Origin of the sequence: Lysobacter sp. CA199, assembly GCF_052078715.1 — a bacterium.
In the GTDB taxonomy this organism is placed as follows: Bacteria; Pseudomonadota; Gammaproteobacteria; order Xanthomonadales; family Xanthomonadaceae; genus Lysobacter.
Window position 1 is genome coordinate 99260 of record NZ_JBQJIL010000013.1, and the last position, 23571, is coordinate 122830.

The 23571-nt window shown below is 65.6% G+C and carries 20 protein-coding genes; 11 read left to right on the plus strand and 9 right to left on the minus strand.

Going from position 1 to position 23571, the window contains the following annotated elements; all coding sequences use genetic code 11:
• Positions 1-31: 31 nt before the first annotated feature.
• From ACTOWJ_RS22920 to ACTOWJ_RS22930, 3 genes are all read left to right on the plus strand, one after another.
• The gene (locus ACTOWJ_RS22920; RefSeq protein ID WP_441337088.1) at positions 32-3562 is read left to right on the plus strand and encodes an efflux RND transporter permease subunit; all 3531 of its coding nucleotides are present in this window, start codon (positions 32-34) and stop codon (positions 3560-3562) included.
• Positions 3563-3574: 12 nt separating this feature from the next.
• Complete coding sequence (locus tag ACTOWJ_RS22925; protein ID WP_441336936.1) at positions 3575-6658, plus strand: efflux RND transporter permease subunit; 3084 nt, start codon at positions 3575-3577, stop codon at positions 6656-6658.
• Positions 6659-6777: 119 nt separating this feature from the next.
• Entirely contained in the window at positions 6778-6957 is a 180-nt protein-coding gene (locus tag ACTOWJ_RS22930; protein WP_441336937.1) for a hypothetical protein, read from the plus strand.
• 161 nt (positions 6958-7118) lie between these two features.
• Here ACTOWJ_RS22930 and ACTOWJ_RS22935 read toward each other — a convergent pair whose 3' ends face one another.
• From ACTOWJ_RS22935 to ykgO, 9 genes are all read right to left on the minus strand, one after another.
• Positions 7119-8324, minus strand: coding sequence for a TraB/GumN family protein (locus tag ACTOWJ_RS22935; protein ID WP_441336938.1), 1206 nt, complete (start codon positions 8322-8324; stop codon positions 7119-7121).
• Positions 8325-8697: 373 nt separating this feature from the next.
• Entirely contained in the window at positions 8698-9624 is a 927-nt protein-coding gene (locus ACTOWJ_RS22940) for an alpha/beta hydrolase (protein WP_441336939.1), read from the minus strand.
• Positions 9625-9643: 19 nt separating this feature from the next.
• Positions 9644-10261: a TetR/AcrR family transcriptional regulator gene (locus ACTOWJ_RS22945; RefSeq protein ID WP_441336940.1), complete on the minus strand. Its 618-nt coding sequence runs from the start codon at positions 10259-10261 to the stop codon at positions 9644-9646.
• Positions 10262-10602: 341 nt separating this feature from the next.
• The gene (locus ACTOWJ_RS22950) at positions 10603-11184 is read right to left on the minus strand and encodes a GNAT family N-acetyltransferase (RefSeq protein WP_441336941.1); all 582 of its coding nucleotides are present in this window, start codon (positions 11182-11184) and stop codon (positions 10603-10605) included.
• Positions 11181-12086: a carbon-nitrogen hydrolase gene (locus tag ACTOWJ_RS22955; RefSeq protein WP_441336942.1), complete on the minus strand. Its 906-nt coding sequence runs from the start codon at positions 12084-12086 to the stop codon at positions 11181-11183. Before ACTOWJ_RS22955 ends, ACTOWJ_RS22950 begins: the two co-directional genes overlap by 4 nt.
• A gap of 76 nt (positions 12087-12162) precedes the next feature.
• Positions 12163-12702 carry a hypothetical protein gene (locus ACTOWJ_RS22960; protein ID WP_441336943.1) on the minus strand — a complete coding sequence of 180 codons (540 nt, stop codon included), beginning with the start codon at positions 12700-12702 and terminating at the stop codon, positions 12163-12165.
• A 167-nt stretch (positions 12703-12869) separates the two neighbouring features.
• Entirely contained in the window at positions 12870-13910 is a 1041-nt protein-coding gene (locus tag ACTOWJ_RS22965; protein WP_441336944.1) for an agmatine deiminase family protein, read from the minus strand.
• Positions 13911-13914: 4 nt separating this feature from the next.
• Complete coding sequence (locus ACTOWJ_RS22970; protein WP_441336945.1) at positions 13915-14244, minus strand: hypothetical protein; 330 nt, start codon at positions 14242-14244, stop codon at positions 13915-13917.
• Between the two features lie 215 nt (positions 14245-14459).
• Positions 14460-14585 (minus strand): type B 50S ribosomal protein L36, encoded by a 126-nt coding sequence (ykgO, locus tag ACTOWJ_RS22975; protein ID WP_010342887.1) that lies wholly within the window; start codon positions 14583-14585, stop codon positions 14460-14462.
• Positions 14586-14898: 313 nt separating this feature from the next.
• On the opposite strand from ykgO, the gene cmk reads away from it, so the two are divergent.
• The 8 genes from cmk (at position 14899) to galU (ending at position 23546) form a co-directional block, all read left to right on the plus strand.
• Positions 14899-15594, plus strand: coding sequence for a (d)CMP kinase (gene cmk / locus ACTOWJ_RS22980; protein WP_441336946.1), 696 nt, complete (start codon positions 14899-14901; stop codon positions 15592-15594).
• A gap of 220 nt (positions 15595-15814) precedes the next feature.
• On the plus strand, positions 15815-17503 hold the full coding sequence (gene rpsA, locus ACTOWJ_RS22985) for a 30S ribosomal protein S1 (RefSeq protein WP_441336947.1): 1689 nt from the start codon (positions 15815-15817) through the stop codon (positions 17501-17503).
• Between the two features lie 208 nt (positions 17504-17711).
• A complete protein-coding gene (locus ACTOWJ_RS22990; RefSeq protein ID WP_441336948.1) occupies positions 17712-18014 on the plus strand; it encodes an integration host factor subunit beta in 303 nt (100 codons plus the stop codon).
• A gap of 242 nt (positions 18015-18256) precedes the next feature.
• The gene (locus ACTOWJ_RS22995; RefSeq protein WP_441336949.1) at positions 18257-18541 is read left to right on the plus strand and encodes a lipopolysaccharide assembly protein LapA domain-containing protein; all 285 of its coding nucleotides are present in this window, start codon (positions 18257-18259) and stop codon (positions 18539-18541) included.
• A 2-nt stretch (positions 18542-18543) separates the two neighbouring features.
• Positions 18544-19719, plus strand: a complete 1176-nt coding sequence (lapB, locus tag ACTOWJ_RS23000) for a lipopolysaccharide assembly protein LapB (RefSeq protein ID WP_441336950.1) — start codon at positions 18544-18546, stop codon at positions 19717-19719.
• Between the two features lie 15 nt (positions 19720-19734).
• Positions 19735-20700 carry an MraY family glycosyltransferase gene (locus ACTOWJ_RS23005; protein WP_441336951.1) on the plus strand — a complete coding sequence of 322 codons (966 nt, stop codon included), beginning with the start codon at positions 19735-19737 and terminating at the stop codon, positions 20698-20700.
• Positions 20701-20736: 36 nt separating this feature from the next.
• Positions 20737-22647 carry a polysaccharide biosynthesis protein gene (locus ACTOWJ_RS23010; RefSeq protein ID WP_441336952.1) on the plus strand — a complete coding sequence of 637 codons (1911 nt, stop codon included), beginning with the start codon at positions 20737-20739 and terminating at the stop codon, positions 22645-22647.
• Positions 22647-23546 carry a UTP--glucose-1-phosphate uridylyltransferase GalU gene (galU, locus tag ACTOWJ_RS23015; protein ID WP_441336953.1) on the plus strand — a complete coding sequence of 300 codons (900 nt, stop codon included), beginning with the start codon at positions 22647-22649 and terminating at the stop codon, positions 23544-23546. Before ACTOWJ_RS23010 ends, galU begins: the two co-directional genes overlap by 1 nt.
• Positions 23547-23571 lie beyond the last annotated feature (25 nt).

The following is a 23571-nucleotide window of genomic DNA, read 5'->3' on the forward strand; positions in this document are numbered from 1 at the left end:
CGCGTCTTTCGAAACTCTTTGAACGTGGGGACTGACTGTGGCTCAGCTTCCGGACACGACGTCCTTTAACTTGGTGGAGTTTTCCACCCGTCGCCGCGTGACCGTGGCGATGGTGACCATCACTTTCCTGCTGTTCGGCGTGATCGCGCTGAACAGCCTCAAGGTCAATCTGCTGCCCGACCTGAGCTATCCGACCCTGACGGTGCGCACCGAATACACCGGCGCGGCGCCGACCGAGATCGAAACGCTGGTGACCGAGCCGCTCGAGGAAGCGCTCGGCGTGGTCAAGGGCCTGCGTAAGCTCAAATCGGTGTCGCGCACCGGCCAGAGCGACGTGGTGCTCGAGTTCGCCTGGGGCACCAACATGGATCAGGCCAGCCTGGAAGTGCGCGACAAGATGGAGGTCGTGCAACTGCCGCTGGACGTCAAGAAGCCGGTGCTGCTGCGCTTCAATCCCTCGACCGAGCCGATCCTGCGCATCGCCTTGTCCAACAAGGGCCAGGCGGCCAACGAGGACGATGCGATCCGCCGACTCACCGAATTGCGCCGCTACGCCGACGACGATCTGAAGAAGAAACTCGAACCTGTCGACGGCGTCGCCGCAGTCAAGGTCGGCGGCGGTCTGGAGGACGAAATCCAGGTCGACATCGACCAGCAGAAGATCGCCCAGCTGAGTCTGCCGATCGATACGGTCATCGATCGGCTCAAGGCCGAGAACATCAATATCTCCGGCGGCAGTCTGCAGGAAGGCAGCCAGCGCTATCTGGTGCGCACGGTCAATCAATTCGCCAGCGTGCCGGAAATCCGCGAAATGCTGGTGACCGCCCAGGCCGCCGGCGGCGGCGCCGCGGCCGATGCGGCGGCGGAAATGGCGCGCGTGGCTGCGGCTTCGGGCTCGGCGGACGCGATGGCCGCGGCGGCTTCGGTGCAGAGCGCCAGCGCCAGCGAGAACACCAAGCCCGGCGGCGGCATGCCGATCCGACTCAAGGATATCGCCGAAATCCGCCAGGGTTACAAGGAACGCGAGGCGATCATCCGTCTGGCCGGCAAGGAAGCGGTGGAACTGGCGATCTACAAGGAAGGCGACGCCAACACCGTGGCCAGCGCCGACGCGATTCAGGCCCGCCTGGAATCGATCAAGTCGCAGATTCCGGCGGATGTCGAACTGACCACGATCGACGATCAGTCGCAATTCATCCGTCACGCCATCGCCGACGTCAAGAAGGACGCGGTAATCGGCGGTCTGCTCGCGATCCTGATCATCTTCCTGTTCCTGCGCGATGGCTGGAGCACGTTCGTGATCAGCCTGTCGCTGCCGGTCTCGATCGTCACCACGTTCTTCTTCATGGGCCAGATGGGACTGAGCCTCAACGTCATGTCGCTCGGCGGCCTGGCCTTGGCGACCGGCCTGGTGGTGGACGATTCGATCGTCGTGCTGGAAAGCATCGCCAAGGCGCGCGAGCGAGGACTGGGCGTTCTCGATGCGGCCATCCGCGGCACCCGCGAGGTGAGCATGGCGGTGATGGCCTCGACCCTGACCACCATCGCGGTGTTTCTGCCGCTGGTGTTCGTCGAAGGTATTGCCGGACAGTTGTTCCGCGATCAGGCGCTGACCGTGGCTTTGGCCATCGCTATCTCGCTGGTCGTGTCGATGACCTTGATTCCGATGCTCAGCGCGCTCAAGGGCCGGCCGCCGATGGCGTTTCCGGACGAACAAGGGCGCGAGCCCTGGCGCCCGGATTCCAAACTGCAGAAGCCTCTGGCCGCGGCCGGACGCGGCATCGGTGCGGGCGCGCGCGGTTCGTTCTTCGGCGTGAGCTGGTTGGTGATCCGGATCTGGCGTGCGATCGGCGCGGTGGTAGGTCCGGTGATGCGCAAGGCCAGCGACATCGCGATGGCGCCGTATGCGCGCGCCGAACACAGCTATATCAAACTGCTTCCGGCCGCGATGCGGCGGCCGTGGCTGGTGCTGGGCGCGGCGACCGCCGCGTTCGTGGCGACGTTGGCGATCGTGCCGATGCTGGGGGTGGATCTGATTCCGCAACTGGCCCAGGACCGCTTCGAAATGACGGTCAAGTTGCCGCCGGGCACGCCGCTGCGCGAAACCGATAAGGTGGTGCGCGAACTGCAGCTCAAGCACGACAAAGACGACGGCATCCGCGCCTTGTTCGGGGTCAGTGGCAGTGGCACGCGTCTGGACGCCAATCCGACCGAGAGCGGCGAGAATATCGGCAAGCTCACCGTAGTCATGGCCGATGGCGGCAGCAAGGAGATCGAAGCGCGTGAGACCGATCGCCTGCGCGAGACCATGCGCGCGCATCCGGCCGCGCAGGTCGGGTTCGCCCGGCCGCAGTTGTTCAGCTTTTCCACGCCGTTGGAAATCGAACTGCGCGGCCAGGATCTGCAGACCATCGAGCGCGCCGGCCAGCGCATGGCGGCGATGCTGCGCGCGAACCCGCACTACACCGACGTCAAATCCACGGTGGAGCAGGGCTTCCCGGAAATCCAGATTCGCTTCGACCAGGAACGCGCTGGCGCGCTGGGCCTGACCACGCGCCAGATCGCCGACGTGGTGGTGCGCAAGGTGCGCGGCGAAGTCGCCACACGCTACAGTTTCCGCGACCGCAAGATCGACGTGCTGGTGCGCGCACGCGAATCCGATCGCGCTTCGTTGGAAAGCATTCGCCGCCTGATCGTCAATCCCGGCAGCAGCAGGCCGGTGACGCTGGATTCGGTGGCCGATGTCGTTTCCACCAGCGGACCCAGCGAAATACATCGTGCCGATCAGGTGCGGGTGGCGATCGTCTCGTCGAATCTGCGCGATATCGATCTGGGCGGCGCGATCGAAGAGGTCAACAAGATGGTCGCCGACGATCCCTTGGGAGCGGAAGTGGGGATGCACATCGGCGGGCAGGGCGAAGAGTTGCAGCAGTCGATCAATTCGTTGCTGTTCGCGTTCGGGCTGGCGATTTTCCTCGTGTACCTGGTGATGGCTTCGCAGTTCGAATCGTTGCTGCATCCGTTCGTGATCCTGTTCACCATCCCGCTGGCCCTGGTCGGCGCGGTGCTGGCCCTGGTGCTGACCCGCTCGCCGATATCGGTGGTGGTGTTCATCGGACTGATTCTGCTGGTGGGGCTGGTGGTGAAGAACGCCATCATCCTGATCGACAAAGTCAATCAGCTGCGCGAGGACGGCGTGGCCAAGCATGAGGCGTTGATCGAAGGTGCGCGTTCGCGACTGCGGCCGATCATCATGACCACCACCTGTACCTTGTTCGGCTTTTTGCCGCTGGCGATAGCGACCGGCGAAGGCGCCGAAGTGCGCTCGCCGATGGCGATCACCGTGATCGGTGGCTTGCTGGTCTCGACGCTGTTGACCTTGGTCGTGATCCCGGTGGTTTACGACCTGCTCGACCGGCGTCCCGACGAGCACTACCGCGAACGGGCCCGCCGCGCGCGCCGCGACGCCAACGCGGTGGCCGAGCACATCCACGACGAGCAGGCGCCGCTACACGATGGCGACCTGCACCCGCCGCACGGCGGCCAGCCGGGCCAGGCCTGAGGAGAGCGTGAGATGAGCGTTGCCGAACTCAGCATTCGCAGGCCGGTCACGGTCATCATGATGTTCGTGTCGCTGTTCGTGATCGGCCTGATCGCGGCGGTGCGGCTGCCGTTGGAGGCGTTTCCGTCGGTCTCGTTCCCGTTCCTGGTCGTGCAGATGCCGTACGCGGGCTCCACGCCCGAGGAGATCGAGCGCATCGTGCTGCGTCCGACCGAGGACGCGTTGTCGACGATGGCCGGCATCAAGCGCCTGGAAGGGCAGGCGCGCGCCGACAACGCCCAGGTCGTGATCGAATTCGCCGATTGGGATCGTGACGTCGCCATCGCCGCTTCGGAGGCCCGCGAACGAATCGACGCGATTCGCCAGGATTTGCCTGACGACTTGCAACGCTATTTCGTCTTCAAGTTCTCGACCAACGATCAGGCGATCCTGCGCATCCGTCTGGCCGGCGAGCGCGATCTGTCGGGCTCTTACGAGCTGATCGATCGCGAATTCAAGCGTCGGATCGAACGTCTGCCCGGCGTGGCGAAGGTCGAAATCTCCGGTGTTTCGCCCAACGAGGTGGAGATCGCGATCGCGCCGGACCGGCTTACCGCTCACAACATCGGCCTCAATGAACTGACCACGCGCTTACAGGCGGTCAATTTCTCGGTCTCCGCCGGCGAAATCGAAGACGGCGGACAACGTTTGCGGGTGCAGCCGGTCGGCGAGATCACCGACCTGCAGGAACTGCGCGATCTGGTGATCGATGCCAAGGGTACGCGCCTGGGCGATATCGCCGAGGTTCGCTACAAGCCTAAGCGCATGGCCTACGGCCGCCGCCTCGACGGCCGGCCCGCGGTAGGTTTGGATATTTTCAAGGACCGCAGCGCGAATCTGGTCGAGGTGTCGCGCCTGGCCTTGGCCGAAGTCGAAAAGATCAAGAGCGAATCGGCCTTGCGCGGGGTGCAGTTCAAGATCATCGCGAACCAGGGCAAGGAGGTCACCAGCTCGCTGTTGGAACTGGCCGAGGCCGGTGCGGTCGGCCTGGTCCTGTCGATGGCCGTGCTGTTCTTCTTCCTGCGCCATTGGCCTTCGACGCTGATGGTGACCTTGGCGATTCCGATCTGTTTCGTGATGACCCTGGGTTTCATGTACTTCGTCGGCGTGACCCTCAACATCCTGACCATGATGGGGTTGTTGCTGGCAGTCGGCATGCTGGTCGACAACGCGGTCGTCGTGGTCGAGAGCATCTACCAGGAACGCGAGAAGATGCCCGACCAGCCGCGGCTGGCCTCGATCATCGGCACCCGCCACGTCGCCATTGCGCTGTCGGCCGGAACCTTGTGCCATTGCATCGTGTTCGTGCCGAATCTGTTCGGCGACACCAACCAGATCAAGATCTTCATGGCGCAATTGGCGGTGACGATCTCGGTTTCGCTGCTGGCGTCGTGGCTGGTCGCGGTCAGCCTGATTCCGATGATTTCCTCGCGTCTGAAAACTCCGCCGACGATCAATCGCGCTACCGGCCTGATACCGGCCCTGCAGCGGCACTACGCCGGCTTGCTGCGCTGGACGCTGGAGCATCGCGGCTGGAGCGTGCTCGGTATCTTGCTGGTTATCGCGGTCAGCCTGCTTCCGATCACCAAGACCAAGTTCGACATGTTCGGCGGCGAGGGCGGCGAAAACGCTTTCATCTACTACCAGTGGAAGGGCAGTTACACCAAGGAGCAGATGTCGGGCGAGGTCAAGCGAGTCGAGGATTACCTCGACGCGAACCGCAAAAAGTTCCATATCACTCAGGTGTACTCGTATTACAGCGAGGACGGCGACGCCAGCACCGTGATCACCTTCGACATGGATCAGGTCAAGCAGACCAAGCCGATCGCCGACGAGATCAGCAAGGGACTGCCGAAATCGGCGCGCGCCGACATCGGCATCGGCAATGGAGGCGATCAGGGTCAGCAGGACCAAGTACAGGTGCAATTGGTGGGCGACTCCAGCACGGTATTGCAGGACCTGGCTCAGGACGTGGTGCCGATCCTCGCCCGCAGTTCGCGTTTCCGCGACGTACGCATCGACGCCGGCGACCGCAACAACGAACTGCGCGTGCGGGTCGACCGCGAACGCGCCGCGGCGTTCGGCTTCAGCGCCGACGAAGTATCCAAGTTCGTAGGTCTGGCCTTGCGCGGCGCGACCCTGCGCGAATTCCGGCGCGGCGATACCGAAGTGCAGGTGTGGGCGCGGTTCGCTGGAGCCGACGAGTTCAGCACCGCCGATATCGCCTCGTTCACCGTGCGTGCTCCGGACGGACGCACGGTGCCGTTGCTGAGCATGGTCAACGTCGAGGTGACGCCGTCGGCGACGCAGATCAGCCGGGTCAACCGCCAGACGACGTTGACCATCAAGGCCAATCTCGGGGTCAAGGTCACTACCCCGGAGGCGCGCAAGGAAATGGAGGACATCCTCAAGCGCGTCGCGTTCCCGGCCGGCTACAGCTATTCCTTCGACGGCAGCGCGTTCCAGCGCGACGACGATGCCGGCAAACAGATGATGTTCAATCTGGTTATCGCGCTGGTAATGATCTACGTAGTGATGGCGGCGGTATTCGAGTCGCTGCTGTTCCCCTCGGCGATCATGAGCGGCGTCCTGTTCTCGGTGTTCGGCGTGTTCTGGCTGTTCTGGCTGACCGACACGACTTTCGGAATCATGTCCTTTATCGGTGTGTTGGTGCTGATGGGCGTGGTGGTCAACAACGGCATCGTCATGATCGAACATATCAACAACCTGCGCCGGCGGGGGTTGTCGCGCACCGAAGCGTTGGTGGAAGGCAGCCGCGAGCGGTTGCGCCCGATTCTGATGACGATGGGCACGGCGATCCTGGCGATGGTCCCGATCGCACTGTCGACCAAGACCAGCGGCGACATGCCGCCGTATTACCCGATGGCGCGCGCGATCGCCGGCGGTCTGGCGTTCTCGACCGTGGTCAGCCTGCTGTTCCTGCCGACGATTTACGCGATCCTGGACGACCTGCGCGCCGGCACTGCCGCGATCGTGCGGCGCTCGCGCGGCAAACCCGCGCAGGCACTGGAGGGTGAGGCACCTGCGCAGGCGTGAGCCGAGGCGACCCGCTACGGCCGCATAATGCCGGCTTGACTGCGGTGGGCGCGGCTCGTTAACGTCGCCACGTCCATTCCGTCGGAACGGACTTTTACCGGACCCATCAAGGACGACACATGAAAAATCAACTCAAGTTCGCGCTGCTGTGCGCCTTCCTCACCGTATCCACGACCGGCATGACGGCGTCCGCCGCCACGACGACTCCTGGCACGGTCGCAGCGCAAGACGCGGGCGGCGGCTTCTGGTGCCTGTTGATTACGGACGAGGAGTGGCGCTACCGTCTGGACTGCAACTGATATGCGAGCCAGCCGCCCAATGCACCGGGCGGCATAGGCAACGCAGTCGGGGGCGGCGGAAATTCCGCGGCGGCCCTGCGACGATGCTGAAATGAAAAAGGCCGGCGAAAGCCGGCTTTTTTCGTGAGCGATAGCTGTTGCCGTCGCGGCGTGGCGGCAGGTCAACCGACCAGCTTGCTCGCGATCCGGAACCCCGCCAGCCACACGCCGATGCCGGTGCCGATGTTGGTCAGCATGAAGTTCAGCACCACGCGCGCGACCCGATTGCGGTACCAGCCCTTGAGCGTCTGCGCATCGTCGCGCAAGGCCATGAAGTCGCCATAAGCCGGCTTGCGATGGTGCACTTCGACCAGCGCGCTGAGCGCCCCGGTGGGCACGCCCGGTCGGAACGGTTTGAGCGGCGCGACCACCGCGGCGGTGATGATGCTCAAAGGATGTCCGCCCGCGAGCAGGCAACCCAGCGCGGCCAGGCCGCCGGTGAACAGCACCCACTGCAGCAACAGGTCGGTGCCGACCGCCACGCCGCCTTTCCAGAAGCCCCAGGCGATGCCGGCCAGGATCAGCGTGGTGATCAGGATCATCACCCACGGCACCTTGCTCTTGGTCTGGACCTGTTCCAGTTCAGTGCGCTGCTCGACCGGATCCCGGGTGTCCTCGCGCAGATGCTTGGCCAGGCCCTGCAGATGCCCGGCGCCGACCACCGCCAGCACTTCGCGCGACTCGCCGACGGTCTCGCGCAAGCGCGCGGCCATGTAGCGGTCGCGTTCGGCGATCACGGTCTCGTACAACTGCGGACTTTCGGCGGCGAACTCGCCGAAGCTCGATTCGAGCATGTCGCCTTGCTTGAGCTTCTCGATTTCTTCCTCACCGACCTCATCGGCGGCGAACAGGCTGCTGATCAGACCGACGCCGAGCTTGGTCCGGCCCCAGAATCCGAGCCGCTGCGAGGCGCGCCTGAAGGTCAGGCCGACCTCGCGATCGATCAGATGCACCGGCAGCTCGCGCTGGCGCGCTTCCAGCACCGCGCGCTTGAGTTCGGCGCCCGGTTCGATGCCCAACTGCTCGGCCAGCCGGCGTTGATACGCCGCCAGCGCCAGATTGGCGGCGAACAGCGCGGTCTTGCCCGAGCGGATCACCTGGATCAGATCGAGCTTGGCCAGTGCGTCCGGATCGGTCAGGGCCTGCAGGCGCTGCGCGTCGAGTTCGACCGCCACCGCGTCGAAGCGGCCGCTGCCGACGGCGTCGCGGACCGCGTCGACGCTGGCTTGGGAGACGTGCGCGGTGCCCAGCAGGGTGTAGCGGACGCCGTCGCGTTCGACGATGGCATGCGGTTGGCCGTGCAGGCCGTCGTTCAGCGGTTCATTCATTCGTGGGCTTCTGGCTCGCGCGGCGATCAGCTGTGCCGGAGCACAGAAAGGCCCGCAGCATAGAGGCTGCACGGGGTGCCGGCAAACCTGCGACCGCGGTCCGCGCCCGGCGGCGGGAGCCGGGTGGAGGACGGCTTCGACCAGGGTCTGGATCGTGTCCGAATCGGTGCTAACGCGGTCCGAGGGATGAGTTTGCCTAATCGGCTGGCCCAAGCGGGCGGCGTCGCCGGCGCGCGATCGCGGCGCGCTGCCGCGACCGTGGTTCCCCAGAGCGAACGGTCTGGCCGAAGCGGGAGGGGTGGGGCCCCGGCCAGACCGGTCGCGTGACACCGGTCAATGACTGCTTACGCAATCGCCCGTCGCGGCCGGCCGCTCAGGCGAAGCCGTACGGCAGGTTCTCGCTGGACACCACTTTGTCGCCGACCGCTTCGCCGTGCAGGAAGCGCAGCGCGGCGACGATCACGTCGCCGTCGTCGGCGATGCGGTTATGGCCCAGCCCGCGCGTGCTCAGCAGGCGCGCATCGGGCCAGTAGCGCGCATAGCGCTCGCCCTCGGACCAGGGCACTTCGCGGTCGTCCAGGTCGTGCACGATCAGCGCCGGCCGGGCGATGGTCGGCGCGTTGCGATGCGCCTGTTGCGAGTCGAAGCTGATTCCGATCCGCGCTTCGAAGTAGGCGAACATGCGCCGGCACAGGTCCTCGCCGACCCACAGGAATCCGGCGAAACGCTTGATCGCCGCGACCGGATCGGCCGCGGGCGCGATCAGCACCGCGCGCTCGGCGCGCATGCCGCGCGCCATCGCCAACAGGGCCGCCGCGCCGCCCAGCGAATGGCCGATCACCGCCGCGGCCGGGCCGTAGTGCTCGCCGACCGCGTACAGGTGCGAGGTGAAGTCGGGCAGGGTCGCCAGCCGTCCGCCGCTGCGGCCGTGGGCGGGTTGATCGAAGGCGACCACGGCATAGCCCGCCTCGCGCAGTTGCGGCAGCCACTTGGCGATGCGCGTACCGTGGCTCGACCATCCGTGTGCAAACAACACATATGGCTGGCGCTGCGGATCGCCCCAGACATAGGTCGCGATGGTGTGGCCTTCGATCTGCAGGCGTTCTTCGCGGGCATCGAAGGTCGGCGCGGCCAGGGCGCGGCTGCGGGTCGAGGCGAACGGGGTGCAGAACAGTTCGGCCGCGCGGCGCATGGTGGTTTCGGGGGCGAACCAGGCGCCGATCAGAAAGCCGAAGCGCAGGCGATATAGCTTGATTACGTTACGAACGGTCGTGCTAATTTTTGCGATAAGCGGATACATGACGGGCCTCGTCGATCGCTCAGACGGTGGGGGGAGTTGCGGAATAAGACCGGACCAGGCGCTCGAAGGCGCGGCGTCCGCGTGCGGTGGCGGCGTCGAAACCGAACAGGCCGGCATCGTGATGCACAATCAAGGCCAGCCCGTAGATCTCGAACGCGAGTTGCTCGGTATCGGTGTCGGCGCCGAGTTCGCCGGTGTCGATGGCCAATTGCACGGCGCGGCCGAGCACTTGGCGCCAGCGCTTTTGTTGCTCGACCACCCAGTCGCGCAGGGTGCCGGGGCGGTCGTCGTACTCGCTGACCGCGCCGAGCAGCACGCAGCCGCCGTCGGTGTGGCGCGACCAGTCGAACCAGGCGTCGACCATGGCGCGCAAGCGAGTGAGGCCGCGCGGCTGTTTCAACGAAGGCAGCATCACGTAGGCGACGAAACGCTGGCCGGCCATGTCCAGCACCGCCAGTTGCAGGTCCTCGCGCGAACCGAAGTGGGCGAACACGCCGCTCTTGGACATGCCCACCGCGGCCGCGAGCGGGCCGATCGACAGACCTTCCAGCCCGGCCGAACAGGCGATGCCGTACGCCTGATCGAGGATGGCGTCGCGGGTGGCGGCGCCTTTATTGGTGGCGGTCAAGGCTGACATGGGTAAAAAATAGCACGTCCGTTCGTTTTATTGCGACCGTTCGTCGGGCGAACGGCCAAACTCAGCATAGCCAGTTTGGCTGCCGCGGACGGGGACCGAGCGTGGCCAGAATGTGTTGAATTGTGCGCGCGATGCTCCTGCGGGCGAGGCAGTACAGCGGGGCTTTCGGCGTAGCCGAAATAGCGCGGTCGCAGCTTGCGCAGCTCCTACACGGAGCCACTGTAGGAGCTGCGCAAGCTGCGACCGCGATAGCACGGCGACGACGGAGCTTCCGGCGAGCGACAGAGAGAGCCGCTCGCATCACCGCCACGCGCTGCCATCGCGCGATCCGCACGAATGGCTCAGCGAAGCGGCAGCCCAGGCACGTTCTGATCCGGCTCGCCGAGCTTGCCCTCGCCCAGCGGCCGCACCATCTGCACGGTATCCAACCAGCGGCCGTGCTTGCGGCCGATTCCCGGGAACACGCCGGCCAGTTGGAAGCCCAACCGCTCGTGCAGGGCTACCGAGGCCGCGTTGGTGCCGTCGCCGATCACCGCGACCATCTGCCGGAAGCCCAGCGCGGTGCAGTCCTCGATCAGACGCTGCATCAGTGCGCGGCCGACGCCGCGGCCGTGGCTGGCCGGATCGACGTAGACCGAGTTCTCGACCGTCCAGCGATAGCCGATCCGGGTCCGGTACGAGGTGGCGTAGGCGTAGCCGGCGAACCGTGCGCCGCCGGCTTCGATGAATTCGGCGATCAGATAGGGATAGCCGGCATCGACGATCGCACGCCAGCGGCGGCGCATCTCGGCGTCGTCGGGTACCTCGTACTCGTAAGTCGCCACGCCCTCGCGCACCTCGTGTGCGTACAACTCTGCGATCGCGCCCAGATCGGCCTCGACCGCCGGGCGCAGACGCAATGGCGAGGGCGCGGCTGCGCTCAATCGCGGTACCGCTTGAGCAGATCGGCGTAGGCGTCGATGCGGCGATCGCGCAGGAACGGCCATATCCGCCGCACATGCTCGCTGCGGCCCAGATCGACTTCGGCCATGACGATTTCCGGCTCAGCGGTCTTGGCCTCGGCCAGGTATTCGCCCTGCGGTCCCAACACGTGGCTCGATCCCCAGAACTGGATGCCCGAGGCGCCAATGCTCTTTTCAGAAGCCATGGGCGAGGGCTCGTGTCCGACCCGGTTGACGCTCAACACCGGCAAGCCGTTGGCGACCGCGTGGCCGCGGTGGCTGAGGATCCAGGCGTTGCGCTGGCGATCCTTCTCGTCTTGTTGATCGTCCGGATCCCAGCCGATCGCGGTCGGGTACAGCAGCAGTTCGGCGCCGGCCAGCGCCATCAGGCGCGCGCCTTCCGGGTACCACTGATCCCAGCACACCAGCACGCCGAGACGGCCGACCGAGGTGTCGATCGGCTCGAAACCGATATCGCCCGGAGTGAAATAGAACTTTTCGTAGAAACCCGGATCGTCCGGGATGTGCATCTTGCGGTACTTGCCGGCGGTGGAGCCGTCGGCGTCGAACACCACTGCGGTGTTGTGATACAGCCCGGCCGCGCGGCGCTCGAACAGCGAGCTGACCAGCACCACGCCGTGCTGCTTGGCCAACGCGGCCAGGCGCTCGGTGCTCGGTCCCGGGATCGGTTCGGCCAGATCGAATTCGGCGACCGACTCGTGCTGGCAGAAATACGGCCCGTTGTGCAGTTCCTGCAGCAGCACCAGCTTGGCGCCTTGCTTGGCGGCTTCGCCGACGCGGCTTTCGATATTGGCCAGGTTGGCCTCGCGCGAACCGTGGTCGCGGTCCTGGATCAGGGCGACGGGGAGGGTGGTGGGCTTCATCGTCTGGTCGCGATCACGAGCGTGGGGTCGATCATTGTAAAGCCGATGATCGTGGTTGCCGCCGCGTGTCCGCAGCTCAGTTGGCGGTCGCGACGGGACAGTTGCGGGGATCCTCGAGGGCAAGATCCGGCGGCGCTTGGCCGGTGCTCCCATCCACGACTCGCAGCGAGCACGATTCGGGCTCGCCCTCCTGGACGACTTCGTACGTGTGCTGCGGCTGCGGGGTGAAACTGACCAGGTTGAGGCAGCTTCCCTGGACTAGATAAAGACCCGCTCGCCCTTGCGGTACCGGCGGCGCGCCGCTGACCGAGTAGCCATGCAATCCAGCGATCAGATAAAGCCGCTGACTGGTGTCGACGACGGCCGACTTGTTGAGCGTGGCATACGTCAGCATCCAGCCCAGGCGTCCGGTTCCCGGCGTCTTCGAGCATTTGGCATCGCGATAACCGGCATAAACCTGAAGCGACTTGCCGCCCAGGTGCATGGCGCCGCGTCTCATATTCAGCGTGGCCGTGCCGTTGCCGGGCGTCTGCGGTTTGTAGTTGCGGGCGCCGCAGGCGGAAAGCAGCGCGGCCGCGGTGAGAGCGACGCCGGCCGTGACGAGAATTTGATGCATACATTCCCATGGCCGCGCATCGAAGGTGGCGTGGCGATGACGCAGATTGTCGGAGCGGTACGCCCGATGCAATCGGGTCCCAACCGATGACGCAGATCAGCTTGCGATCGCTTCAGGGGCGAAGCGAAAACCGCCGAATCGGTCGGCTCGGCGGGCTGTGGGTGGGATCAGCCCGCGATCAAGCCAGCAGGCAACTGCATGGTCACGCAATGCAGGCTACCGTTCTGCCAGATCAATGCGCGGCACGGCACCGGCACGATCTCGCGGTCCGGGAAGGCCTGCGCCAGCACGGCCTGCGCCGCGGTGTCGGCTGCGTCGCCGTACGCAGGCATCAGCACGGCGCCGTTGACGATGAGGAAGTTGGCGTAACTTGCTGCCAGTCTTCGGTTTTCATCGATGATCGGCTTGGCCCACGGCAGCGCGAACAGGCGGTAGGGCTGGCCGTCGCGGGTGCGCAGCGCGGCCAGTTCTGCGGCCATGGCCTGCAGTTCGGGGTAGTGCGAATCGGTGGGATCGTCGCAGCCTTGGTAGACGATCGCATCGGCCGCGGCGAAGCGGGCCAGGGTGTCGATATGGGCGTCGGTGTCGTCGCCCTCGAGATAACCGTGGTCCAGCCACAGCACCCGGTCCTGGTGCAGCCAGCCGGACAGCTTGGTGGTGATCTCCTCGCGACTGGCCTCGGGGTGGCGCTCGTGCAGGCACTGCCAGGTGCTCAGCAAGGTGCCCGCGCCGTCGGTCTCGATGCCGCCGCCTTCTAAAGCGAAATCAATGCTTTGGCGATCACTCTTCGAGAAGATTCCCTGATCGTGCAGGCGTTCCACCAGCAGATCGTCCTGGCTGGCGTCGAACTTGCCGCCCCAGCCGGTGAAGCGGAAATCGAGCAACCGGAAGCCTTCGTCACCGCGCTTCAGCGTGATCGGGCCGGAGTCGCGCAGCCAGGTGTCGTCGTAGGGCGCGTCGATGAAACGCACTGCGCCCATGTCGATCCGCGCCGAGGACAGGCGCGCGCGGGCATACGCCTGCACGTCGTCGTCGGCCACGCAGATCAGCACGGGCTGGAAGCGGGTGATGGCCGCGACCAGGGCGATGTAGGTTTCTTCGACCTCGCCCAGGCGATCGGCCCAGTCGGTGTCGGCGTTCGGCCACGCGATCAGGACCGCGGATTGGGGTTCCCACTCCGCGGGGAAGCGCAATGCGTTGTTAGTCATAACCTCAAAGGATAGGCGGTTTCGGCCCGACTTCGTTGGCGTCGGCCTTGTTCGCGACCACGTCGATCACCCGGCTCTTCTCGAAATATACGGTGAAGGCCGGATAGACCCAGCGGTTGATCTGCGGCCACTGTTTCTTCTGGCCGCCGCGCGCATCCAGGCGCTGGGTCGGCTCGCCGTAGCGGCCTTTGACCTGGTCCATGCTCTGGCCGCGCGTCGGCAGCAGGGCCTTGCCCTCCTGCTGCACGCGCTCGATCAACAGGGTCTCGGCCGAGGCGGCGCCGGACAGGGCGAGCAGGGCAAGCAAGGGTGCAACGGCAATGCGCAGTTTCATGGCAAATCCACCTCGTCAAAGGACGCGGGATTCTAGGCACAAGGTGACGCTCAGCGGCAGCGTGCGGCCGTCACGGTTCAGTGAAGACGGCCACGGCGAAGGCGGGGCGAGGGGGTTTTGGGGCCGGCGAGGGGGCCGGAACGAAGAAAGCCGCCTCGTGGCGGCTTTCGACTTGAACCTGGCGCGGCGGACTTAAAATCCGCCGGCTGCGGTTTTCAGCGCTGACGCGCCTTGAAACGCGGGTTCGACTTGCAAATCACGAAGACCTTGCCGCGGCGGCGGACGACTTTGCAGTCGCGGTGACGGGCCTTCGCCGACTTCAGGGAGGACAGGACCTTCATGAGAGACCTCGGCAAAAATTAGGTGAAAGAAGCGGGGTGGAAAAGTTAGCCCGAGATTGTAGCGGATAAATCTCCGTCCGATCAAGTGCTTGCGTAGAAAAAATATAGGCTGGGCGGCTCGGGCCGGGTCCGTGCCACGAAATCGAAGGCAAATCAGGCCGGATTCGCCATTCTCGCCGGCCTTCGCCGGGGCGGTCCATGCGGCGTTTTCGGCGCGACGGCCGCGCGGGCAGAAGGCCTTTGCGCCGCATCGAGCGCCGATCGCGGACCAATCGGAGCCGAAATCGCGTCCATCCGCCGCATAATGGTACGCATGAACAGCGCATCTTCCGACAGCATCACCACCATCCCTGTCCTGACCATCGACGGGCCTTCCGGCTCGGGTAAGGGCACCATCAGCCGGCTGATCGCCCAGCGCCTGGGCTGGCATTACCTGGATTCGGGCGCCCTGTACCGCGCGGTCGGCGTGGCGGCCGGCTGGGCCGATCTGGATCTGGCCGACCCCGCCGCCCTGGTCCGCTGCGCCTTCGATACCCGCATCGGCTTCCGCGACGACGCCAATGGCGAGCTGCGGGTGCTGGTCAACGACCAGGACGCGACCGACGAGCTGCGCACCGAAACCGCCGGCGCGGCCGCCTCGGCCATCGCCGCCATCCCGGAGGTCCGGGCCGCCCTGAAAGACCGCCAGCGCGCCTTCCGCCAGGCGCCAGGGCTGGTCGCCGACGGCCGCGACATGGGCACGGTGATCTTCCCGGATGCCCCATTCAAGGTCTTTCTGACCGCCAGCGCCGACGAGCGCGCGGAAAGGCGCTATAAGCAGTTGAAAGACAAGGGAGTTAGCGTTACCTTAGACGGTCTGCTGCGGGAGATTCTTGCCCGTGACGCCCGTGACGCCCAGCGCGCGGTGGCTCCCTTGCGACCGGCCGACGACGCCGTCCGCATCGATACCACCGGTCTTGGAATCGACACGGTAGTCGATCAGGTGCTGGCTTTGTTGCCTGCGCGCTGAACGACGCGACGCGAGCGAAGTCCTTCGCGGCATCGGTAACGCTGTACCGCAAGTGCGACACCTAAATCCCATCGCAATTCCGCGATGGATCAACCACAACACATGATGCAGTTCCATCGCATCACATAACGGGTGGGTCGACCACGTTCTGCTTGCGTTGCCACGACGGCAACGATGTCAAACGGTGCGATCCGTGTGTTCAACTGAGATATTCAATCCAATGACCGAATCATTTGCCGAACTGTTCGAAGCCAGCCAGCAATACCTGGCCAAGCTGAAGCCGGGCGCCATCGTCACCGGTACCGTTGTGGAAGTCCGCAGCGACGTGGTGGTGATCAACGCCGGCCTGAAGTCTGAAGGCATCGTGCCGATCGAACAGTTCCGTAACGACGCCGGCGAGATCGACGTCGCCGTGGGCGACGAGGTCAAGGTCGCACTCGACTCGATCGAGAACGGCTTTGGCGAAACCGTACTGTCGCGCGAGAAAGCCAAGCGCGCCATGGTGTGGGACGAGCTCGAAGAGGCGCTCGAAAAGAACGAGACCATCACCGGCCGCATCAGCGGCAAGGTCAAGGGTGGTTTCACCGTCGACATCAAGGATGTCCGCGGCTTCCTGCCCGGTTCGCTGGTGGACGTGCGCCCGGTGCGCGACTCCGCCTACCTGGAAGGCAAGGAACTCGAGTTCAAGCTGATCAAGCTGGACCGCAAGCGCAATAACATCGTCGTCTCCCGCCGCGCGGTGGTCGAGAGCGAGTACAGCGTCGAGCGCGAACAGCTGATGGAGAAGCTGCAGGAAGGCGCGATCCTCAAGGGCGTGGTCAAGAACCTCACCGATTACGGCGCGTTCGTGGACCTGGGCGGCATCGACGGCCTGCTGCACATCACCGACATGGCGTGGAAGCGCGTGCGTCACCCGTCGGAAGTCGTGGAAGTCGGTCAGGAACTCGACGTCCGCGTGCTCAAGTACGACCGCGAGCGCAACCGCGTCAGCCTCGGCCTCAAGCAGCTGGGCGAGGATCCGTGGGACAACATCGCCCGTCGCTACCCGGCCAACACCCGCGTGTTCGGCAAGGTCAGCAACGTCACCGATTACGGCGCGTTCGTCGAGATCGAGCCGGGCGTCGAAGGTCTGGTCCACGTGTCCGAAATGGATTGGACCAACAAGAACGTCAACCCGTCCAAGATCGTGCAGGTCGGCGATGAAGTTCAGGTCATGGTGCTCGACGTCGATGAAGAGCGTCGTCGTATCTCGCTGGGCATGAAGCAGGTCACCTCGAACCCGTGGGAGACCTTCGCGGCCATCCACAAGAAGGGCGACAAGGTCGAAGGCCAGATCAAGTCGATCACCGACTTCGGCATCTTCATCGGCCTGGACGGCGGTATCGACGGCTTGGTGCACCTGTCGGACATCAGCTGGAACACCACCGGCGAAGACATCGTGCGCAACTTCAAGAAGGGCGACACGCTGGAAGCCGTGGTCCTGGCCGTGGATCCGGAGCGCGAGCGCATCTCGCTGGGCGTCAAGCAGCTCGAGCAGGACCCGATGGGTCAGTACGTGGCTTCCAACGCCAAGGGCTCGATCGTCAAGGGCGTGGTGAAGGAAGTCGACGCCAAGGGCGCCACGATCGAACTCGCCGATGGCATCGAAGGCTACGTCGCCGCGCGCGACATCGCCAAGGAGCGCGTCGAAGACGCTTCGCAGTACCTGAAGGTCGGCCAGGAAGTCGAGGCCAAGATCATCGGTACCGATCGCAAGGGTCGCAGCATGCAGCTGTCGATCAAGGCCAAGGACGAGCACGAGCAGCAGGAAGCGATGGCCGATTACAGCCGCCAGAGCTCCGAAGCCGCCAGCGGCACCACCAGCCTCGGCGCGTTGCTGCGCGAGCGTCTGAGCGGCAAGTCCGAGTAATCCTCGGCTTCGCGTTCCATCGCAATACGGCCCGGATTCGTCCGGGCCGGCAACATCCGCGTCGCGGTCCGGCCCCAGGCCAGCCGCGATGCACCACCGGGGCGGTCCGGCATTGGCCGGCCGCCTTGGGTCTGCGGCAGGGGATCGCGTGGTAATCGCGATGTCGCAGTCTTCCTCACGACCTTCATAAGGCCAGGCAACACTCCGCATGACCAAGTCCGAGCTCATCGAGATCCTTTCGCAGCGTCAGGCCCATCTCAAGGGCGACGATGTGGATCTGGCGGTGAAGGCCTTGCTGGAAATGATGGGCGGTGCCCTGTCGGCCGGCGAGCGGATCGAGATTCGCGGTTTCGGCAGCTTCTCGCTGCACTACCGTCCGCCGCGCCTGGGCCGCAATCCCAAGACCGGCGAATCGGTCGCGCTGCCCGGCAAGCACGTGCCGCACTTCAAGCCCGGCAAGGAACTGCGCGAACGCGTCAGCGGCGTCACGCCGTTGGACGAAGAGACCTGATCGTCCGTTCCGCGGCGGCCGCGCGATTTCGCGGGGCAGGCTAGCCCGCACTGCCGTTTTTCGTCTCACCCCCGAACTCAGCGTCCCGATGCCCGCCGGCTGCCGTCCTGGGTCGCATCGACGCGCCCGCGGTTCGGTGCCGCGCCCGCTCCTCGCGGCGGCGCCTATACGCCGCGTCCATCCGCGTCCGTTAAGCTAGGCGCGACACGCACGAGATCGTGCACGACTGATCGGAACCCCACATGCGCGTGATCCGTCTTCTCATCGCCCTGATCTGTCTGGCCGCCGGCGCGATCCTGGGTGCCCTCAACCGGCAACTGGTCAGCATCGACCTGGGCATCGGCTTCATTCCGGCGACCTCGTTGGGCATCGCCCTGATCGTGGCTTTGCTGATCGGCGCGTTGATCGGCGGCCTGGCGATCAGCGCCAGCGTGGTGTTGCCGTTGCGCCGCCGCCTGGCCCGCGCCGAGCGCGCCGAACGCAGCGCCGCCGCGGCTCAGCCGACGCTCACCGGGCCCGAGGTCTGAGCATGGAATTCATCAGTCAGTGGTTCTGGTTCTTCTTGTTGTTGCCGGTCGCCGCGGTCAGCGGCTGGGTCGTCGGCCGCCGCGGTGGCGAGCGCCATAGCGACAATCAGGTCAGCCGCCTGTCGACCACTTATTTCCGCGGCCTGAACTATCTGCTCAACGAGCAGCCCGATAAGGCGATCGAGCTGTTCCTGCATATCGCCGAACTCGACAAGGACACCTTCGAGACCCAGGTCGCGCTGGGCCATCTGTTCCGCCGTCGCGGCGAAGTCGATCGCGCGATCCGCTTGCACCAAGCGCTGGTGCAACGGCCCGGCCTGAGCGATCAGCAGAAAGTGCAGGCGTTGCTGGCGCTGGGCGAGGACTACATGCGCTCGGGCCTGCTCGACCGCGCCGAGACCGTGTTCAGCGATCTGGTCGCGCTCGACAACGCGCCGCTGGCGTTGCGTCACCTGATCGGCATCTATCAGTCCGAACGCGATTGGGACAAGGCGATCGAGAACGCGCGGCGCTTCGAGGCCGCCACCGGCGAGCCGATGGGCAAGTTGATCGCCCAGTTCGAATGCGAGCTCGCCGACCGCCACCGCGCCGCCGGCGAGAGCGAGGCTGCGCGCGCCGCGGTCAAGCGCGCCTACGAGGCCGATACCAATTCGGTGCGCGCCGGCATGCTCGAGGGCCGCATCGAAGTGGAGGCCGGCAACGACCCCGCGGCGATCCGCGCCTTCGAACGCGTGGCCCGCGCCGACCCGGACTACCTGCCCGAAGTGCTGCCCTCGCTGCTGAGCTGCTATGAGCGCAACGGCGACGCCACCGGCGCGCGCGCGTTCCTGGCCGAGATGTGCGAACACTACCGCGGCATCGCGCCGGTGCTGGCGCTGACCCGCATGGTCGAAGCCGAGGACGGCGTGCCGGCCGCGCGCGCGTACCTGGCGCGCCAGCTCAAGGACCGTCCCTCGGTGCGCGGCGAGGCCGCGCTGATCGATCTGACCCTGGCCGAGAACGCCGACCCGCTGGCGACCCTGCACGACCTCAAACACATCACCGATCAGCTGCTGGTGCGCAACCCCAGCTACCGCTGCAACCGCTGCGGTTTCGGCGCGCGCAGCCACCATTGGCAATGCCCCAGTTGCAAGGAGTGGGGATCGATCAAGCCGCTGCTGAATTACGCGGTGGTTTGAGCGATGTGGGAGTGGATGGCGATCTACGCGGCGCTGGGCGCGGCAGGCACCTGGCTGGCGCGCGCCTACGCGCTGCGCAGCAAGATGATCGACGAACCCGGCGAGCGCCGCAGCCACAGCGTGGCCACGCCGCGCGGCGGCGGCATCGCTATCGTCGCCGCGGTGCTGGTCGCGGCGATCGCGCTGGGGCTGCGGTTTCCCGCGCAGGCGCCGCTGGCGCTGGCGTTCGCGATCGGGCTGGTGTTGGTCGCGGCGATCGGTTGGGTCGACGACCACCGCCCGCTGTCGCCCTGGCTTCGCCTGGGCGTGCACGTACTGGCCGCGGCGATCCTGGCCGGGGCGATCTGGCAGCTGCGCGGCGATCCCTGGCTGGCCTTGGCCGCCTTCGTCCTTGCGGTCGGGCTGACCAACGTCTGGAATTTCATGGACGGGATCAACGGTCTGGCCGCGTCCCAGGCCGCCCTGGTCGCGCTGGGGCTGGCCTGGTTCGGCGGTCCGGTCTGGGGCTGGCTGGCACTGGCGCTGCTGGCGGCCTGTCTGGGGTTTGTGCCATTCAACTTCCCCCGCGCACGGATCTTCATGGGCGATGTGGGCAGCGGTTCGATCGGCTACGCGATCGCGGCGCTGAGCGCCCTGGCCGGCAGCGGGCTGGGCGCCCGGGCCTGGCTGCTGCTGATCCCACTGGCCGCATTCATGGTCGATTCCAGCCTGACCCTGCTCAGGCGCATGCGGCGTGGCGAACGCTGGTGGACCCCGCACACCCAGCATGCCTATCAGGTGTGGGCCAGGCGCATCGGTCATACCCGAGTCACTATTGCCTATACCGTTTTCACGGGTTTGGCCTTAGCCTCGCTGCACCTTGTGACCGAAGTCCGAAGCGGTTTCATGCTGTGTATGGGGGCCGGGTGGTATATATCCGGCGCTTTTTTTTGGTGGCTGATCCAACGGGCCGACGCGCGATCCGGCGCTCGGGACGGCTGAGCAAACCAACTTGTATTTTTTACAGACGAGGCAGGAATGAGTTCATTGCGTGATCGGCTCAAAAGCGGACTGCCTCGGTTGGCGGTGGTCGCGCACGATCTCGCGATGGTCTGGCTGGTCTGGCAAGCCCTGCACAAGCTGCGCTTCGGCGTGGTCGCTTCGCCGCCGCCGTTGCCGCTGTGGTCGACCGAGATTGCCCTGGTCCTGGTCGCGCAAGGCCTGGTGTTCTGGCAGGTCGGTCTGTATCGGGGGCTGTGGCGATTCGCCGGCGTCCCGGATCTTTGGAACATCTTCAAGGCCTGCATGCTGGGCCTGTTCGCCATCGTGCTCGGCCTGTTCCTCTATAACCGCGTCGACCTGGTGCCGCGCACCGTGCTGGTGCTGTATCCGCTGGTGTTGATGGGCATGCTCGGGGCGCCGCGGCTGCTGTATCGGGCCTGGAAGGACAGCCGCATCGACAACGCCAATGCGGTTTCGGTGCGCATCCTGATTCTCGGCGCCGGCCGCGCCGGCGAAGCGCTGGTGCGCGATCTGCGCCGCTTCGGCACCTACCATCCGGTCGGCTTCCTCGACGACGCCGCGCGACTGCGCGGCAGCAAGGTTCAGGGCGTGCCGGTGCTGGGCCGGGTCGAGGACGTCGCCGAGATCGCGCGCGAAACCGCGGCCAAGCTGCTGGTGATCGCGATGCCTTCGGCCGACGCCAATGCGATGCAGCGCGTCGTCATGGCCTGCGAGCGCACCGCGGTGCCGTTCCGCATGGTGCCGCGTCTGCAGGACGTGCTGGAAGGGCGTTCGTTGCCGGGCGAGTTGAAAGAGGTCGCGATCGAGGACTTGCTCGGTCGCAAGCCGGTGTTGCCGGATTGGAAGGCGATCCGCGGCTGGTTGGGTGCGCGGTCTGTTTTGGTCACCGGTGCCGGCGGTTCGATCGGTTCGGAGCTGTGCCGCCAATGCGCGCGTCACGGCGCCAGCCGCGTCGCCCTGATCGAGATCGACGAACTCGCCCTGGTCACCACCGAAACCGCGCTGCGCCGCGATTTCCCCGATGTCGAGTTCATTCCGATCCTCGGCGATTGCGGCGACAAGGCGGTCATCGAATACGCGCTCAAGCTGGCCGAGCCCGATGCCGCCTTCCACGCCGCCGCCTACAAGCAGGTGCCGCTGCTGGAAGCGCAACTGCGCGAAGCGGTGCGCAACAACGTGCTGTCCACCGAGACCGTCGCGCGCGCCTGCCGTTCCGCGGGCGTGGGCACCTTCGTGCTGATCTCCACCGACAAGGCGGTCGACCCGGTCAACGTGCTCGGCGCCACCAAGCGACTGGCCGAGATGACCTGCCAGTTGCTGGCCGACCAGCGCAAGACCCGCTTCGTCACCGTGCGCTTCGGCAACGTGCTCGACTCGGCCGGCAGCGTGGTGCCGCTGTTCCGCGAACAGATCCGCAGCGGCGGCCCGGTCACGGTCACCGATCCGGAAGTCACCCGTTTCTTCATGACCATTCCGGAAGCCTGCCAGTTGATCCTGCAGGCCTCGGCGATCGGCACCCATGAAGCGATCTACACCCTCGACATGGGCGAGCCGGTACCGATCCGCCTGCTCGCCGAGCAGATGATCCGTCTGGCCGGCAAGCAGCCCGGCCGCGACGTGGCGATCGTCTACACCGGCCTGCGCCCGGGCGAGAAGCTGCACGAAACCCTGTTCCACGCCGACGAGCGCTATCGCCCGACGGTGCACCCCAAGATTCTGCAGGCCGAGCCTCGCGACGTGTCCAGCAGTGCGCTGGAGCACTCGCTGCAGCAACTGCGCGAGGCTTCGATCCGCTACGACCGTGAGGCGCTCGGCAGCTTGCTGCGCATCGCGGTTCCGGAATTCCAGCCGGTCGGCGAACACCCCGACTACAAGGAATCGGCTACCGTGGTTGCGTTTCCCGCTCGCAACGCTAGGAAGATTTGATGGCTGCACGCATTCGCAAGGCCGTTTTCCCCGTCGCCGGCCTCGGCACAAGGTTCCTTCCCGCGACCAAGACCGTCCCTAAGGAAATGCTGCCGATCATCGATCGGCCGCTGATCCAGTACGCGGTCGACGAAGCTGTCGAAGCCGGTTGCGACACCCTGATCTTCATCACCAACCGCTACAAGCATGCGGTGGCCGACTATTTCGACAAGGCTTACGAGCTCGAGCACAAGCTCGAACGCTCCGGCAAGACCGAGCAGTTGGAGCTGATCCGCAACGTGCTGCCGCCCGGCGTGCGCGCGGTGTTCGTGACCCAGGCCGAGGCCTTGGGCCTGGGACATGCGGTGTTGTGCGCCAAGGAAGTGGTCGGCAACGAACCCTTCGCGGTGTTGCTGCCCGACGACGTGATCTGGAACCGCGGCCCCGGCGCGCTCAAGCAGATGGCGGACGCGGCCGAAAGCAGCGGCGCCAGCGTGATCGCCGTGCAGGATGTGCCGCGCGAGCAGACCGGCAGCTACGGCATCGTGGCTACCGAGAACTTCGATGCCCGCCAGGGCCGCATCCGCGCCATCGTCGAAAAGCCCCAGCCCGATGTGGCGCCGAGCAATCTCGCGGTGGTCGGTCGGTATGTGCTCAATCCGAGCATCTTCGCGTTGTTGGAGAACACCACGCCCGGCGCCGGCGGCGAAATCCAGTTGACCGACGCGATCGCGACCTTGCTCGAACGCGAAACCGTCAACGCCTATCGTTTCCAGGGTACGCGTTTCGACTGTGGTACCCATCTGGGCCTGATCGAGGCGACGATTCGCTACGCGCTCGATCACGAGAAGCTCAGCGATTCGGCGCGGCTGCTGATGCAGAACGCATTGAGCGAGTTGGGCGTGGAAGACCTGGCTTAAGTACGAAGCTTCTGCTTCAGTACTG

Bases quoted from the DNA above. Each gene is read 5' to 3' on its own strand.
- ACTOWJ_RS22955 (WP_441336942.1), bottom strand. From the start codon at position 12,086: ATGAAGCCCACCACCCTCCCCGTCGCCCTGATCCAGGACCGCGACCAC.
- ACTOWJ_RS22990 (WP_441336948.1), top strand. From the start codon at position 17,712: ATGACCAAGTCCGAGCTCATCGAGATCCTTTCGCAGCGTCAGGCCCAT.
- ACTOWJ_RS22925 (WP_441336936.1), top strand. From the start codon at position 3,575: ATGAGCGTTGCCGAACTCAGCATTCGCAGGCCGGTCACGGTCATCATG.
- ACTOWJ_RS22970 (WP_441336945.1), bottom strand. From the start codon at position 14,244: ATGAAACTGCGCATTGCCGTTGCACCCTTGCTTGCCCTGCTCGCCCTG.
- ACTOWJ_RS22995 (WP_441336949.1), top strand. From the start codon at position 18,257: ATGCGCGTGATCCGTCTTCTCATCGCCCTGATCTGTCTGGCCGCCGGC.
- ACTOWJ_RS22945 (WP_441336940.1), bottom strand. From the start codon at position 10,261: ATGTCAGCCTTGACCGCCACCAATAAAGGCGCCGCCACCCGCGACGCC.
- ykgO (WP_010342887.1), bottom strand. From the start codon at position 14,585: ATGAAGGTCCTGTCCTCCCTGAAGTCGGCGAAGGCCCGTCACCGCGAC.
- ACTOWJ_RS23005 (WP_441336951.1), top strand. From the start codon at position 19,735: ATGGCGATCTACGCGGCGCTGGGCGCGGCAGGCACCTGGCTGGCGCGC.
- cmk (WP_441336946.1), top strand. From the start codon at position 14,899: ATGAACAGCGCATCTTCCGACAGCATCACCACCATCCCTGTCCTGACC.
- ACTOWJ_RS22960 (WP_441336943.1), bottom strand. From the start codon at position 12,702: ATGCATCAAATTCTCGTCACGGCCGGCGTCGCTCTCACCGCGGCCGCG.
- galU (WP_441336953.1), top strand. From the start codon at position 22,647: ATGGCTGCACGCATTCGCAAGGCCGTTTTCCCCGTCGCCGGCCTCGGC.
- ACTOWJ_RS22935 (WP_441336938.1), bottom strand. From the start codon at position 8,324: ATGAATGAACCGCTGAACGACGGCCTGCACGGCCAACCGCATGCCATC.
- ACTOWJ_RS22940 (WP_441336939.1), bottom strand. From the start codon at position 9,624: ATGTATCCGCTTATCGCAAAAATTAGCACGACCGTTCGTAACGTAATC.
- rpsA (WP_441336947.1), top strand. From the start codon at position 15,815: ATGACCGAATCATTTGCCGAACTGTTCGAAGCCAGCCAGCAATACCTG.
- ACTOWJ_RS22930 (WP_441336937.1), top strand. From the start codon at position 6,778: ATGAAAAATCAACTCAAGTTCGCGCTGCTGTGCGCCTTCCTCACCGTA.
- ACTOWJ_RS22965 (WP_441336944.1), bottom strand. From the start codon at position 13,910: ATGACTAACAACGCATTGCGCTTCCCCGCGGAGTGGGAACCCCAATCC.
- ACTOWJ_RS23010 (WP_441336952.1), top strand. From the start codon at position 20,737: ATGAGTTCATTGCGTGATCGGCTCAAAAGCGGACTGCCTCGGTTGGCG.
- lapB (WP_441336950.1), top strand. From the start codon at position 18,544: ATGGAATTCATCAGTCAGTGGTTCTGGTTCTTCTTGTTGTTGCCGGTC.